Here is a 13,853-nt window from a genome sequence, read left to right as displayed (position 1 = left end):
ACGGGGCCGCAGCGCATCGCGGGGTGGAGCAGCCCGGTAGCTCGTCAGGCTCATAACCTGAAGGTCGCAGGTTCAAATCCTGCCCCCGCAACCATCTCTCAATCATGCCAAACCGCCTCAGGAATACCCGAGGCGGCTTTTTTGTGTCTGGCGCAGGTCAAAATTGCGCAGCCTGACAGGTCGCGCCTGCAATATCGTATCCCGGACACAGGCCGTTGGTGCTAGGCGCCGGCGTGGGCGACCGTGCCCGAGCAGCCACCTGGATTATTGCAACGTGTCCTTGTCCATCCAGCCCCGCGTGGCGCCTGCCACGCATCCGCTGTCCATTCCCGCCTTTCGCCATTTCTGGATCGCGCGCATCTGCGCGATGCTCGCGCAGAGCAACCTGGTCGTGGTGCTGGGCTGGGCAGTTTATGATGTGGCACGTCTGTCGATGGACATGAAAGCGGCTTCGCTGCGAATCGGGCTGATCGGCTTGTCGCAGTTCCTGCCGGTGCTGCTGATCAATCCTTTCGCCGGCCTGGTGGCCGACCGCCACGATCGCCGCCTGGTGGTGCGCCTGGCCTTGCTGGTGCAGATGCTGGCCGTGGGCGTGCTGGTGGCATTGCAGGCCATGGGCCGGGCCGATCTGCCGGTGTTCTACCTGGTGGCAGCAGGGTTTGCTGCCGGGCGTGGTTTCTATGCCCCGGCGATGAATGCGCTGGCCCCGGCGCTGGTGCCGGTAGAAATCCTGCCGCGCGCCATTGCCGTCAGTGCCATCGCTGGCCGGATCGGCGGCATTGTGGGCCCGGTCTTGGGTGGCTTTGCCTATGGCGTGGCGCCGGCATTTGCCTATGGCCTGACGCTGGCCCTGCTTGGCGCGGCGCTGGTGGCGCAACTCGCCATCGGGCCACATGGTGCCAATCGCCCGATGGCCAACGGCAAACCCCTGGCGCATATCCTGGAAGGGCTGCGCTATGTGGCGCGCAGCCGCATGCTGCTGGGTGCGATCAGCCTGGATCTGTTTGCCGTGCTGCTGGGCGGGGCAACTGCCATGCTGCCGGTCTATGCGCGCGATATCCTGCATGTGGGGCCGAGCGGGCTTGGCCTGCTGCGCTCAGCCTCGTCGGTCGGGGCGGTGTCGACGGCGCTGTGGCTGTCGTGGCGCCCGGTGGAAAATGGCGTGGGCCCCAAGATGTTGGCGGCCGTGGCGCTGTTCGGGATAGCCTCGGCCGTGTTTGGCATTTCGCGCTGGTTGCCGCTGTCGCTGGCGATGCTGGCCCTGGCCGGCGCCGCCGACATGATTTCGGTCTATGTGCGGCAGACGCTGGTGCAGGTGGTGACGCCCGACGCCATGCGCGGCCGCGTGGGAGCGACATCGGCCTTGTTCATCACTGCGTCCAACGAACTGGGTGAGATGGAAAGCGGCGTTGTCGGGGCGATCCTGGGGCCGGTTGGCTCGGTGGTATTTGGCGGAGTAAGCGCAGTGGCGATCGCGTTGGCCTGGGGACGGCTGTTTCCCGAACTGAAGCGGGTGCGGCGCTTTGACGAGCTTCTGCCCGAATCATGAGAAAAGCCCCTCGCTGCCTTGTCAGCGAGGGGCTTTTTTCGTTTCAGCCGTGCTTGGTTTCGCGGGTGGATTGCACCATGCCCGGCGCCAGGAAGCCGATGGTCGGGCTCGGCTCTACGGCGCGCTTCTTCAGTTCGCCCTTCATCCGGGCGTATTCCGCCTCCATTTCTTCGGTCACCGTGGCGCGGGAATCGGCCAGTGCATCGGCAAAATCCGCCGCATTGACCGATTGCACATTGCCGCCGGCGCGGCGGATGGCGTTGAGGCCAGCGCGGCGCACCACGTCTTCGAGATCGGCACCGGTAAACCGCGCGGTCTGGCGGGCGACATCGAGCAGATCGACATCGGCCGCCAGCGGCATGGCGCCGGTATGAATCCCGAGGATATGCGCGCGCCCTTCCAGGCTGGGCGTGCCAACATAGACCAGTTCATCGAACCGGCCCGGCCGCAGCAGCGCAGGATCGACCAGGTTGGGCCGGTTGGTCGCGCCGATCAGCACGACCGACTGCAGCTCTTCCAGCCCGTCCATCTCGGCCAGGATGGTGTTGACCACGCGCGCCGTGACCTGCGGCTCGCCGACACCCGTGCCGCGGGCCGGAACGAGGCTGTCGATCTCGTCGATGAAGATTACGCACGGCGCGACCTGGCGGGCGCGGGCAAACAGGCGGGCGATCTGCTGCTCGCTTTCGCCAAACCACTTGCTGAGCAAGTCTGACGACTTGATTGCAATGAAGTTGGCTTCGGCTTCCTTGGCGACGGCCTTGGCCAGTAGGGTCTTGCCGGTCCCAGGGGGGCCGTAGAGCAGGAAGCCCTTGGCCGGGCGGATGCCGAGGCGGTGGAAGGCCTCGGGCGTCTTGAGCGGCAGTTCGACGCCTTCCTTGAGCTTGGCTTGGGCATCGTCGAGCCCACCGACATCGGACCAGCCGATGGTGGGGGCCTGAACCATGACCTCGCGCATGGCCGAAGGCTGCACGCGCTTGAGCGCCTCGAGGAAATCGTCGCGCACGACGCGTAGGTTGTCGAGCACTTCGGGCGGGATCGTCTGCCGTTCGAAATCGAGACGCGGCATGATGCGGCGCACCGCCTCGATCGCCGCCTCGCGGGCGAGTGCGGCCAAGTCGGCCCCGACGAAGCCGTGCGTAGTGCGGGCGAGTTCGCGCAGGTCGACATCCTCGGACAGCGGCATGCCGCGCGTGTGGATGCCGAGAATCTCGCGGCGGCCAGGTTCATCGGGAACGCCGACGACGATCTCGCGGTCAAAGCGGCCGGGGCGGCGCAGTGCTTCATCCAGCGCGTCAGGCCGGTTGGTGGCGGCGATGACGACAAGGTTGGAGCGGCTGTGCAGCCCGTCCATCAGCGTGAGCAGCTGCGCGACGAGGCGCTTTTCCGCTTCCCCGGAAACCTGGCTGCGCTTGGGCGCGATCGAATCGATCTCGTCGATGAATATGATCGAGGGCGCGTTCTGGGTCGCTTCCTCGAACACTTCGCGCAGGCGCTTTTCGCTTTCACCATAGGCCGAGCCCATGATTTCCGGGCCGTTGATGGTGAAGAAGCTGGCGTCGCTTTCGTTCGCCACAGCGCGGGCCAGGCGGGTCTTGCCGGTGCCTGGCGGGCCATGCAGCAGAACACCCTTGGGCGGATCGACGCCCAGGCGGGTGAACAGTTCGGGATAGCGCAGCGGCAGTTCGACCATCTCGCGCAACTGGCGGATGGTGTCGCCCATGCCGCCGACATCGTCATAGTTGACGTCGGCGCGGCTGCTGCGCGGCTCTTCGTATTCGGCGCGCAGTTCCACCTCGGTGCTCTCGTCGATGTGCACCACGCCCTTGGGCACGGTGGAGACGACGGTGAGGCGGATCTGGGTCAGCGCGAAGGCCGGAGCATTGAGCATCTGGCGCAACTGGGCAGGCATGTCGCCCCGGTTGACCTGCTGCTGCCCCGCCGTCGCGACCAGATCGCCGGTGAGCAGCGGGCGCCCGGCAAAGTTGCGCTTGAGCGCGGCAGCTGGCCCCTGCAGGCGCAGATCACGCTGCGCCGGGGCAAACACCACGCGCTGGGCCGGGCGGGAATCGATCCGCCGCACCTCGACATGATCGCCCGAGCCGACATCGGCGTTGGCGCGCTGCAGGCCGTCGAGCCGGATCAGTTCGAGCCCTTCATCCTCGGGATAGGGCAGCATCACGCGCGCGGCGGTGCTGCGCTTGCCGATGATTTCGATGACGTCGCCTTCGGTTACGCCCAGCGTGCCCATCACGGCACGGCTGATGCGGGCGATGCCGTGGCCGGATTCCTCTTGCCTGGCGCCTGCGACCTGAAGACGGGCGATGCGATTTTCGCCCAAAGTTGCTGCCTCTGCCATTGGCCCTCTTTTCACCCTCGGCGTTGCGCATGTGGCATGGCGCCTCGGGAGGTTTGCGGATCGGGGCAGATCTGCCCCGCTTGCACCCTAGCTAGGATTGCGTGCCACGGTTTTCAAACGCCAGGCCGCAGCTTTCGTTCTCGGGAGTGATCGAGCGCGATGGTGCTGGGGTTTTGGCGGGATGGCAAGCCGGGTGCTGGCGCCGGCACAGGCACAGAGCAAAAAAAGGGCCCGGCTGTTGCCAGCCAGGCCTTTGGAAGTTTGGGAGAGGATGCCTGAAAGGCAGGATTTGTATGCCTTGCATCCTTGTTTTGTGCAAATGCGAAAGATGAAATATGAATTGCGTTTTGCGCAACTATCTGCCGAATGTCAGGCAGGCCGGCGAAAGCGCAAGGCAAAGCGATCGGTCTTTCCGCGCAAGGCGGGATCGAAAACGATTGCAGTGTGCGGATCGTCGTTGCGCTGCAATACGCTGCTTTCACCATCCAGCACGAAGCCGGCGGCAAGCATGTCGGCCTTGACCTGGGCAGGATCGATGCGGTGGAGCGTATCGGCAACGGTGGCGGGGGCGCCAGCCATGCCGACGTGATCGACGATCACCACGGTGCCACCGGGACGCAGCGCGGCAAACCAATTGGCCAGCGTGGCGGCCACTGGGCGGGCGGGCGTGGCACTGCCATGCGCCGCCGGCAGATAGAGATCGTGAAATTCGAGGTGGGCGAAAATCGCGTCGAGGCTGCCCGGCGCGAGTGTCATGGCGGAAGGCGGGGTAACGAGCATCAGCACGTTGGCATGCGCCTTGGCCACGGCGTCGAGCGTGCCGGGCTTGAGATAGGCGGGATTGGCCAGGGCATAGACACGGCCCTTGGGGCCGACGACATCGGCGATCAGTTCGGAATAATACCCGCCGCCGGCGCCCCAATCGGCCACGACCTGGCCGGGCTTGAACCCGGCAAAGGCCAGGATTTCGGCCGGCTTGCGGCTTTCATCGAGGGCGCGGTTGGCGGCGCTGCGCGCCGGATCGGCCAGGGCCTTGGTGATGGCAGCAGGCGCTGCCGGCGCGGCAGCCGCGTGAGCGCCCGTGGCGGCGAGGGCAATGCCCAGGGCGAGTGAGGCGAGAAAACGGTGGCGGCGCATCGGCATGAACTCCCAAGGTTGGCGGCAGCCCCTGTGCCACCACCTTGGGTGTGATCATGCCAGAGCGGCGCGAACGGGCAAGTGCCCGGCCGCAAACAATGTTTGCCTTAGTGCGCCAGCAACAGCGGCACGGTGGAATTGTCGAGCATGGCGCGCGACACGCCGCCGAGCAGCAATTCGCGCAGCCGGCTGCGGCCGAACAGGCCCATGACAATCAGCCCCGCACCCAACCGCCGCGCGGTATCGACCAGCGTGGCGGCGATCGGCCCGGCGGCCTGGATTGCATGGGTTTCGGCATGAATGCCGTGGCGCGACAGGTAGGCTGCTGCATCGAGCGCCGGAAGCGCGTCGGGCTTTTCCTCGACCGCCACGATATGGACCATGCTGGCGCGGGTGAGCAGCGGCAAGGCGGCGCGCATGGCGTGAGCTGCCTCGATCCCGCCATCCCAGGCGATCATGGCCGGGCCGGTGAAATCGACCAGCGGCGCCCCCTTGGGCACGGCGAGCACCGGGCTGCGCACGCCGAGCACAAGTTCCTCCACCAGCGGATCGGCCAGGCTGGTGACGACCACATCGGCAAAGCGGGCGCTGGCATAGGCGGCGGGGATCGGCGCCTGCGCGGTTTCCATCACGTCGAATGGCACGTCTTGCGGCGCCAGGCGCGCATCGACTTTCTCGGCCAGGGCGCGGTCTTCCTCGCGCACCTGGGCGATCACTTCGGCTGTGAGCGCCGCGCCGCCGAACGGCTCCCACACTGCCATTTCGGCAAAGGGGCTGGCGATCTGTACGCAGACATGGCCGTTGGTGACGCGGGCCAGGGCCAGAGCGGTTTCGAGGCGGTCATCGAGCGTCTTGGCGCCGTCGACCGGGCAGAGAATGGAGCGCATGGGGATCCTCCTTCTTCCAACAATGCCCGCAGTGTGGCACCGGGAAGCCGCAGCGCCATGACCTGAATCAACCGGCGTGGATTTCCTGCGAAAAGGGGCGCCGGCCATGACCTATACCCTGATCACCGCCAACCGAAACTATTCCAGCTGGTCGTTGCGGCCCTGGCTGCTGATGAAGGCGCTGGGCGTGGCGTTTGCCGACCGGATCGAGCCGTTTGCCAAGCCGGTGAACTACGAGGAATTTCGCGCTTTTTCGCCCACTGGGCAGGTGCCGGTGCTGATCGATGGGGACACCACGGTGTGGGATTCGCTGGGCATCGCGCTCTATCTTGCCGATCGCCATGGCGGTGTCTGGCCCGAGGCGGGAGCCGCGCGCGCCTTTGCGCAAAGCGCGGTCTGCGAAATGCACGGCGGCTTTGCCGCCTTGCGCAACGATTGCACGATGAACGTGGGTGTGCGGGTGCGCCCGGTGCCGATGCGCGCCGAACTGGTGCGCGACGTGGCCCGCGTGCGCGCACTGTTCGAGGAAGGACTCGATCGGTTCGGCGGCCCGTGGCTGGCCGGGGCGGCGTTCAGCGCGATGGACGCGTTCTTTGCCCCCGTGGCGTTCCGCATCCGCACCTATGGCCTTGACGTGGGGCGCGGGCAGGCCTGGGTGGACCATATCCTGGTCCACCCGGCGATGCTGGATTGGGAACGGCAGGCCCTGGCCGAAACCTGGCGCGAGGAAAGCCACGAGGCCGAACTGGCGCAGGCCGGCGTGATCCTGGCGGATTATCGCCAGGGCTGAGCCTGCGACACGCAGTTCTTGATCGCCCAGGCCTGTGATGAAAGGATCGCCAACGTGAACGGCGTGGGGGCCGGGTGAAGGGGGCGATGATGCGGCGGCGATGGTGGCTTGGCGCGGGTATGGTGGCTCTGGTTCTGGCGGGCGGCGTGGCGAGGGCACAGCAAGCCGCACCGGCGCCATCGACAGCACAGGTGGCAGAAGACCATTCCGGGCTGACGCGTGAGCGCTTTCGGCGCAATTGTCTGATGTGCCACAACCGCGCCGCGCCCGAGGGCATTGCGCCCGAGATCATGGCCGGGCTCTATCCCGAACCGGGCAAGGCGCCGCGTGACATGATGCCCGGGCTGGTGTGCTGGCGGCGCTGCACGGCGTGTCGCGTGCCCGATGCAAAGGCCAGCGCCAGCCGGCCGAGCCAGCCGGCGCAACGCCCAGGCGCTTAGGGCTCTTCGCGCTTTTCCATGCGCGCCCACAGGCCCTCGGTGCCGGCCTCGGTGGCCTTGTTCACGTATTGCGAGGCAACGAGCCAGCCCTTGAACGGGCGCAGCGAGCCAAGGCAGCCAACCGCCAGGATCGGCACCGAGGTGAGCAGGTGGACCCACCAGGGCGGGCTGAACGCCACTTCGAGCCAGACCGCGAAGAAGGTGAGGGGAAAGGCGGTGAGGCACAGGGCGAAGAACGCCGGCCCATCGTCTGCCCGGGCAAAGCTGAGGTCTAGGTCGCAGGCCGGGCAGCGCTGTGCCAGCTTGAGCCAGCCATCGAACATGCTGGCCTTGCCGCAGCGCGGGCACAGCCCTTTCCACCCGCAACGCAAGATCCAGCGGAATTTCGGATTATCCAGCAGCGCCATCGCCCGTGTCTCCCTTGGCTTGATGCCTAGGACTGTGGCGACGGCGCTGCAACCAGTGAGTGGGCAGGTAATCAGTGTGCAACCAGAGTGACGCGATCCTCTGACGGCACCTGGCGCACCGGGACGGCGGCGATCCACGCCTGCAGGGCGTCAAGATCGGTCATGCCGGTTACCGCGTCGGGCTTGTCGGCCAGGTCGGTGAAGGTATCGCCCCCCAGCGCGAGGAAGTTGTTGACCGTCACGCGGTAGGTGGCGGCAGGCGCGACCGGCTTGCCGTTGACCGTCAGGCCCACCACGCGCGCGCCGACGGGGCGGGCCAGGTCGATGGCAAAGCGCACGTTGGCCGATACGGCGAGGCCCTGCTTGGGCCCTTGTTCGTCAACCCCCTGCTCCAGCACGGCCTTGAGCTGCGCACCGGTGAGCGTTTCGGTGACGAGCGTGTTGCCGAAGGGCTGGACGCGGTAGATATCGCCGAACGTCACCGTGCCATCGGCCGCCGGCACCAGGCTGGTGCGGATGCCGAAGGGGTTCATCAGGGCGAGCTGCGCGCCGGCGCTGCGGGTTGCGGCCAGTTGCGAATCCGCGATCAGATTGCCCAGCGTGCCCCCGGTGGTCACCGCGCCGTTCTCGCCGCGCTGCGCCGGGCCGGACAAGTGGCCAACCGGCTTGGCGGCATAGACCTTGGCCGCATCGACATAGCGCTGGACATAACCGGCGACATCGGGGCGCGGGGCAAAGACCGGGAAGCGATCATCGTGGCCGACCAGCCGCGTGGCCGATTGATAGGGATCGGACTGGACGATGACGTTGTGCGCCTGGACCGTCATCACTTTGTGCGTGGCCGGATCGATCTGCAGGGCAATGTCGGTGACCATCTCGCCGTAGAGCCCGGCGCTGGTCAGCAGCAGGGGATGCGCCGCGCCGGCAGCAGGGAACTGGCAGATATAGGCCGCGTGGGTGTGGCCCGAAACGATCAGGTCAACGCCCGGGTTCAGCCGCTTGATGATATCGAGGATCGCGCCCGACATGCCGTTGCAGCCCTGCGGATCGGGATTGCCCTGCTGCTTGCCGCCTTCGTGGATCAGCACGACGATGGCATCGGCCCCGGCGGCCTTGAGCCGGGGCACCTGGGCGTTGATCGTGGCGGCTTCGTCTTCGAACGTCAGCCCGGCGATACCGGCGGGATTGACCAGCGTGGGCGTGGTGCGCGTGGTCAGGCCGATCACGCCCACGGTCACCTTGTCGGCGCCGCTGCCAAACGTCTTGAGGCCGGTGGCTGGGAACAGGGTGTGCCCATCCTTGTCCACCGTGCTGGCCGCCAGATAGCGGAAGCTGGCGCCGGGAAAGGGTTCGAGCTGGCATGGCTTGTGCGCCGTGAACTGGGTGCAGCCGCCATTCTGCATGCGCAGCAGTTCATCGCGGCCGCGGTCGAATTCGTGGTTGCCGACGGCGTTGAAATCCACGCCGATGCGATTCATCACCCCGATCGACGGCTCGTCGAGATAGAGCGAGGAGGCCACCTGGCTGGCGCTGATCATGTCGCCGGCCGAGAGCGTGAGATGGTTGGGATAGCGGTTGCGCACGCTGTCGACCGCGCTGGCCAGCCACGCCGCGCCGCCGGCGGGAACCTGGGCGGTGCCGCCATGGTCATCGGGCACCAGCACCGATTGGTGGGGCGGTTCGAGCTGGCCGTGAAAATCGTTGAACGCGGCAATGCCGACGGTGACCAGGTGCGGGGCGGGCGCAGCGGCCGGAGCCTGCACCACGCGGGTTGGCTGGCCAGCACAGGCCGCCAGGGCCAGGAACGAGGAGAGGATCGTGCCACGCAGGGTAATGCGTGGAAACAAAGGGAAAAGCGGCTTGGTCAAGGCGGCGGCTTTCAGCAACGGGAGATGCCCGCCCATAGCCGCTTGCCATTACAACGGGAAGGCGCCTGGTTTCATCTGCACCAATTTCCGCGCCGGCCCTGCCAGTGTTCGGCCAGGCCCTCTGCCTCGAGCCGGGCACCCAGGCTTTGCCCCTTGCGCACCACCACGCGCAGCGCGCGGCCATAGCGGTCTACCGGCCGCCCCTGGGTAACCAGCGAGAAATGCCCGGCATTGAGCAGTTCGGTCAGCCGCTCGGTAGCCTTTGCGCCCAGGTCCGCTTCTTCAGCGCAGCCGGGGTGGCTGACTTCCGGGGCGTTGATATCGGCAATGCGGATCTTGGTGCCCTGATACCAGAACGTGTCGCCATCGACGACGCAGGTTACCCGGCGGTCGCTGCCGCAGGCGGCAAAATGGCCGGCCTCTTGGTCCACGCGGGGCATCGCCGCTTCGGGCGGCATGGCAAAGGGCGTGGGCGAGGCCAGGGCCAGTGGACCGCCGCCGAGCACGACCAGAATGGCGGAAAAGGCGATGGCACGGCGTGCGGAAGAGCGTTTCATGGGGGGAGCATGACCCGTTTGTTGTGCCGTAACGAAGCGCAAATACTACTTAAAGTACTAGTGCTTAGCGAGGTTACGGAGCCTTGATTTGTGCGCCGCAACAGGGCGCTAGGCCGCGTTAACACAATTGCTCCAAAATGGAAGAATGTTGAGGCTGCGCCCTGCGCGCTTTTGGCCAGCCGCACAATTGGTGCGGACGGGTTGCGCTGCGCGGCTCAGCCGGCGCTGCGATGGCGGTGATGTGGGAAAAGGTACTCCGCGCGTCCGTTGGCGACGGGCAATGGGGTGCGCTTGGGGAACGCGCGGAGCCTTATGGTTGTCCCTTGCAGCAGACGCGGCGGCAATTCGCACCCGCGCTTAGGACTAGCGCGTAGGCTTGCCGCGATCAGCGCGGGCGGCGCAGCACGATATAGACGGCGCCGGCGCCACCGTGACGGGGCTGGGCCGGGCGCACCGCGGCGATGCGATCGGCATAGGGGCTGGCCGCCAGCCAATCGAGCAGCTTGGCGCGAATCGCGCCGCGCCGTTCACCGCGCAGGTCATGATCGCCATGGGGGCGTGGCTTGCCGGTCACCAGCAGGATCACCCGCGCGCCGATCGCCAGGGCCTGCGCCAGGCTGGCGAGCAGGCGGCCGTGCGCCAGGTCGAGGTTGAGGCCGTGGAGATCGATCGAGACATCGGGCGAAATCGTGCCACGCGCCAGCTTGCGGTCCCAACTGGCGTCGAGCCCCTGGCCATTGGCGTGGAGCGGACGCGCGGGCTGCGCTGGTGCTGGCGGAGCGGGGCGCGGCGGTGGCACGCGGCCCTTGAGCTTGCGCGGCGGTGGGCTGGCTGGCTCGTTCGCGGCGGGCAGGGCTGCGACAGGCGTTGGCCCCGCCGCACGGCGTGCCGGAGGATGCAGCGGGGTGACGGTATCGGCCACCTTGCGCCACAGCACGAGTTCATCGGCACTCAGGCCGCGCGGGCCGCGCCTCATCGACCGAGCCGGGCCAGCGTGCCCTTGGGCAGCAGGACCAGGGCCTGGCCATGTGCGCTCATACCGCCGGCGGTTAGGCGGGCATCGGCGCCGGCCCCCCAGAAGCTGTCGAAGCGGTTGGGCCCCTTGATGGCGCCGCCGGTATCCTGCGCCACCCACAACCCGCTGACCTGCGGGCGATCAACCTGGAGCCAGACGGGGGCGCCCAGCGGCACGAAAGCCGGATCGGCCGCCACGGTGGTGCGCGGGCTGACCGGCACGCCCATCGCGCCGATTGCGCCGGGCTGGGTGTTTTCGCGGAAGAACACGTAGCTGCGGTTCTGCCGCATCAGCGCATCGCCTTCCACCGGGTGATCGTGGATATAGCGCAGGATGCCCTGCATCGATCCGGGATACTGGCCGGGGCCGGTGCCGATCAGGCCCTGCTGGGCCATGACCGTGCCGATGCCGGTGTAGTCCCAGCCGTTGATGGCGCCATAGCCCAGGCGAATGACGCTGCCATCGGGCGCGCGCAGGCGGCCGGACCCTTGCACCTGCAGGAAGAACAGCTCTGCCGGATCGGCCGCCCAGGCGATTTCCAGGCCCTTGCCGGCGAGGGCACCATCCTCGATCTGGCCGCGATCGAAATAGGGCACGAACTGCCCGGTTTCGTCATAGCGGCCGAGTGGCTGGCGCCCATCGGGCAGTGGCGGGGCATCGCCCGGCCGGGCGCGCACCAGATCGGCCGGCACGCCATAGACCGGCACGTCGAAGCCGGGCTGGTGCGTGCGCACACCAGCGATCTCGGGCTCGTAATAGCCGGTGACGAAAGTACCACCATCGCCGACGCGGGCGGTTTCGAAATAGCCGTCGAAGAAGGCGGTGGCATTGTCGCGCGGCCATGTGCGCGCGGCCGCGCAGGCAAGGGCCCAATCGGTTGGCTGGGTCAGGCCGCTGCTGTCGCTGCGCCGGGTCAGGCCAGGGCACGACGTGATGAACGCGTTGAGCGCCGCACCGGCATTGCCCGGGGCAAGGCCCAGCGCGGACGGTGCTGGCCCGCGCGCCAAGCCGGCGCTGACGGCCGTGGCGAGCGGCGCAGCGGCAGTGCCCGAGGGCGTGCGCGGTGGACCAGGCTGGCGCGCTGGCGGCGTCGCGGTGGGAACGCAGGCGGCCAGCAGCGAAAGGGCCAGTGCAAGACCGGCCCTTTGCGCAAGCGAAATTCGGGAGAGGCGGCGACCGGCGCAGGCCACGGGATCAGTGCCCAAGCCGGTCAGCCCACGTATGCCTTAGGCTTCATCGGTTTCGTCGAGCAGCCAATCGGGATCACGCGAGGTAAGATCGCGCGAGAACGTCCACAGGTCGCGGCTTTCGATCGCATCGTTGAGCGAACCGGCAACAACCTGTCCCTGGGCATTGCGCGTGACGGTGGCGATATCGGCGATGAAGCGCACGGTGACTCGCGCCGTGGAGCCGGCGAGTTCGGCGCCGACGATGCGGGCTTCCTCGATACGGATCAGGCGCGCGTCGAGCGTTTCACCAGCAGCTTCGCGGGCGTCGAGCGCGTCGGCAAAGCCGGCAAAGACATCGCCATCGCACAGCGCCTTGAGTTCCGAGCGATTTCCGCGCCAGAACGCCTCTAGCACCATGCCATAGGCGCTCTTGGCGCCAGCCATGAACAGGCCCACGTCAAACCGGCGATCGGCCGCGATGATGGCGCGGATGCCAGGTTCGGCATCGGCATCGAAATCGCGCGTCTCGGGCACCGGGGGCGCCAGGCGGTTGGCCGGCGTTGCCATGGCTTCGGGCAGGCGCGGCGCCATCGGGCGGGCAGCGCCTTGCGGATCGGGTTGTTCGATGCGGCGGCGGACGGGCTCCTCGTTCTGTTCGGGGCGACGGCCCAGAACCGAATAGAGCCTCAGGCCCAGGAAGGCCGCGATCATGGCCACAATGACGATCTCAACAATCACACGCACATGTCCCGCAAAGGTAGCCTTGGAATGCCGATCCACGTTTTGCGCAGCGCGGCCGGCCACCGGTTGATCGTGCATCAAATAGGTACGAATTACAAATGAACAACGCGTGGACGGCACAATGGCGGATTCCCGCGTTGTGACGTTGCCCACCGACGAAGTCGCCCGGATCGCGCCCGTGCGCCGCCTGATCGCTGCAATCGCGCAGGCGCGCAGTTGGTTCCCGTCCTTTGGTGCAATGAGGGCTGGCAGAGAGTGACTGGCGCGCCAGACGCAGTCTGTTGCCGGGCGTTGCGCACAATGCTAGGCGCCGGGCACGTTTACCCGGCGCATTCCCTGCGCCCCATCCGAACGAAAGCATGCGACCATGGCCGACGAAGGCAACATCATCAGCAATCTCTCCCTCGATGGCGCCGAAGGCGTGGTTTCAAACGGCGAAGACAACTCGCCGGCGATCGGGCTGATTTCCCAGTATATCAAGGATCTCTCTGTCGAGAATCCCAATGCGCCGGAAAGCTATCAGTGGACCGAGGCGCCCGAAATCCATGTCGATTTCAACATCGCCGCCCGCGCCCTGGCGCCCGAAGTTCACGAGATCGAACTCAAGATCAACGTGACGTCGAAGGGTGCGCAGGGCACCGCCTTCATCATCGAGCTGGCCTATGGCGCGCTGATCGGCATGCGCAACGTGACCGACGAACAGGCCCACCCGTTCCTGTTCGCCGAAGGCCCGCGCCTGGTCTTCCCGTTTGCCCGCCGCATCGTGGCCGATGCCGTGCGCGACGCTGGCTACCCGCCGCTGCTGCTCGATCCGATCGACTTCAATGGCCTCTACATGGCGCAACTGGCGCAGGCCCAGGCCACGGCGACCGCCGAACCGGCCGGCCACGCCTGATTCGCTGATCGCCCGAGTCGCACCGGTCGCCTGAAGGAC

At 67.0% G+C, this 13,853-nt stretch carries 13 protein-coding genes and 1 tRNA gene; 5 read left to right on the top strand and 9 right to left on the bottom strand.

The window, feature by feature from the left end:
* Positions 1–17: 17 nt before the first annotated feature.
* Together FHW97_RS18755 and FHW97_RS18750 are read left to right on the top strand one after the other, a co-directional pair.
* Positions 18–94 (top strand) — tRNA-Met (locus tag FHW97_RS18755).
* A gap of 180 nt (positions 95–274) precedes the next feature.
* Positions 275–1,549: an MFS transporter gene (locus tag FHW97_RS18750; RefSeq protein WP_370525471.1), complete on the top strand. Its 1,275-nt coding sequence runs from the start codon at positions 275–277 to the stop codon at positions 1,547–1,549.
* A 43-nt stretch (positions 1,550–1,592) separates the two neighbouring features.
* On the opposite strand, the gene FHW97_RS18745 is transcribed toward FHW97_RS18750, so the two are convergent.
* The 3 genes from FHW97_RS18745 to FHW97_RS18735 all read right to left on the bottom strand — a co-directional run bounded on the left by FHW97_RS18745 (position 1,593) and on the right by FHW97_RS18735 (position 5,932).
* Complete coding sequence (locus FHW97_RS18745) at positions 1,593–3,908, bottom strand: CDC48 family AAA ATPase (protein ID WP_168353064.1); 2,316 nt, start codon at positions 3,906–3,908, stop codon at positions 1,593–1,595.
* A gap of 369 nt (positions 3,909–4,277) precedes the next feature.
* Positions 4,278–5,045 (bottom strand): class I SAM-dependent methyltransferase, encoded by a 768-nt coding sequence (locus FHW97_RS18740; RefSeq protein ID WP_168353063.1) that lies wholly within the window; start codon positions 5,043–5,045, stop codon positions 4,278–4,280.
* A 107-nt stretch (positions 5,046–5,152) separates the two neighbouring features.
* Complete coding sequence (locus FHW97_RS18735) at positions 5,153–5,932, bottom strand: universal stress protein (RefSeq protein WP_168353062.1); 780 nt, start codon at positions 5,930–5,932, stop codon at positions 5,153–5,155.
* A 106-nt stretch (positions 5,933–6,038) separates the two neighbouring features.
* Here FHW97_RS18735 and FHW97_RS18730 point away from each other — a divergent pair, with 106 nt between their 5' ends.
* Together FHW97_RS18730 and FHW97_RS18725 are read left to right on the top strand one after the other, a co-directional pair.
* Positions 6,039–6,722, top strand: coding sequence for a glutathione S-transferase family protein (locus tag FHW97_RS18730; RefSeq protein ID WP_022675456.1), 684 nt, complete (start codon positions 6,039–6,041; stop codon positions 6,720–6,722).
* A 119-nt stretch (positions 6,723–6,841) separates the two neighbouring features.
* Positions 6,842–7,162 carry a hypothetical protein gene (locus tag FHW97_RS18725; protein ID WP_022675457.1) on the top strand — a complete coding sequence of 107 codons (321 nt, stop codon included), beginning with the start codon at positions 6,842–6,844 and terminating at the stop codon, positions 7,160–7,162.
* Here FHW97_RS18725 and FHW97_RS18720 read toward each other — a convergent pair.
* From FHW97_RS18720 to FHW97_RS18695, 6 genes are all read right to left on the bottom strand, one after another.
* Positions 7,159–7,569, bottom strand: coding sequence for a DUF983 domain-containing protein (locus tag FHW97_RS18720; RefSeq protein WP_062788054.1), 411 nt, complete (start codon positions 7,567–7,569; stop codon positions 7,159–7,161). The genes FHW97_RS18725 and FHW97_RS18720 overlap by 4 nt on opposite strands.
* Before the next feature lie 71 nt (positions 7,570–7,640).
* On the bottom strand, positions 7,641–9,416 hold the full coding sequence (locus FHW97_RS18715; RefSeq protein WP_253941878.1) for a bifunctional UDP-sugar hydrolase/5'-nucleotidase: 1,776 nt from the start codon (positions 9,414–9,416) through the stop codon (positions 7,641–7,643).
* A 92-nt stretch (positions 9,417–9,508) separates the two neighbouring features.
* Positions 9,509–9,994, bottom strand: a complete 486-nt coding sequence (locus FHW97_RS18710; protein ID WP_168353060.1) for a thermonuclease family protein — start codon at positions 9,992–9,994, stop codon at positions 9,509–9,511.
* A 385-nt stretch (positions 9,995–10,379) separates the two neighbouring features.
* On the bottom strand, positions 10,380–10,970 hold the full coding sequence (locus tag FHW97_RS18705) for a Smr/MutS family protein (RefSeq protein ID WP_107718113.1): 591 nt from the start codon (positions 10,968–10,970) through the stop codon (positions 10,380–10,382).
* On the bottom strand, positions 10,967–12,169 hold the full coding sequence (locus FHW97_RS18700) for an MltA domain-containing protein (RefSeq protein ID WP_168353098.1): 1,203 nt from the start codon (positions 12,167–12,169) through the stop codon (positions 10,967–10,969). Before FHW97_RS18700 ends, FHW97_RS18705 begins: the two co-directional genes overlap by 4 nt.
* 66 nt (positions 12,170–12,235) lie before the next feature.
* Positions 12,236–12,922, bottom strand: coding sequence for a Tim44/TimA family putative adaptor protein (locus FHW97_RS18695; RefSeq protein WP_370526624.1), 687 nt, complete (start codon positions 12,920–12,922; stop codon positions 12,236–12,238).
* Positions 12,923–13,286: 364 nt separating this feature from the next.
* Here FHW97_RS18695 and secB point away from each other — a divergent pair, with 364 nt between their 5' ends.
* The gene (secB, locus tag FHW97_RS18690) at positions 13,287–13,814 is read left to right on the top strand and encodes a protein-export chaperone SecB (protein ID WP_022675928.1); all 528 of its coding nucleotides are present in this window, start codon (positions 13,287–13,289) and stop codon (positions 13,812–13,814) included.
* Positions 13,815–13,853: the final 39 nt, after the last annotated feature.

The sequence above is a fragment of the Novosphingobium sp. SG754 genome (assembly GCF_013149315.1).
In the GTDB taxonomy this organism is placed as follows: domain Bacteria; phylum Pseudomonadota; class Alphaproteobacteria; order Sphingomonadales; family Sphingomonadaceae; genus Novosphingobium; species Novosphingobium capsulatum.
This window is presented reverse-complemented; position numbering and strand designations above follow the sequence as displayed.

Bases quoted from the DNA above. Each gene is read 5' to 3' on its own strand.
- FHW97_RS18745 (WP_168353064.1), bottom strand. From the start codon at position 3,908: ATGGCAGAGGCAGCAACTTTGGGCGAAAATCGCATCGCCCGTCTTCAG.
- FHW97_RS18740 (WP_168353063.1), bottom strand. From the start codon at position 5,045: ATGCGCCGCCACCGTTTTCTCGCCTCACTCGCCCTGGGCATTGCCCTC.
- FHW97_RS18735 (WP_168353062.1), bottom strand. From the start codon at position 5,932: ATGCGCTCCATTCTCTGCCCGGTCGACGGCGCCAAGACGCTCGATGAC.
- FHW97_RS18730 (WP_022675456.1), top strand. From the start codon at position 6,039: ATGACCTATACCCTGATCACCGCCAACCGAAACTATTCCAGCTGGTCG.
- FHW97_RS18725 (WP_022675457.1), top strand. From the start codon at position 6,842: ATGGTGGCTCTGGTTCTGGCGGGCGGCGTGGCGAGGGCACAGCAAGCC.
- FHW97_RS18720 (WP_062788054.1), bottom strand. From the start codon at position 7,569: ATGGCGCTGCTGGATAATCCGAAATTCCGCTGGATCTTGCGTTGCGGG.
- FHW97_RS18710 (WP_168353060.1), bottom strand. From the start codon at position 9,994: ATGAAACGCTCTTCCGCACGCCGTGCCATCGCCTTTTCCGCCATTCTG.
- FHW97_RS18705 (WP_107718113.1), bottom strand. From the start codon at position 10,970: ATGAGGCGCGGCCCGCGCGGCCTGAGTGCCGATGAACTCGTGCTGTGG.
- secB (WP_022675928.1), top strand. From the start codon at position 13,287: ATGGCCGACGAAGGCAACATCATCAGCAATCTCTCCCTCGATGGCGCC.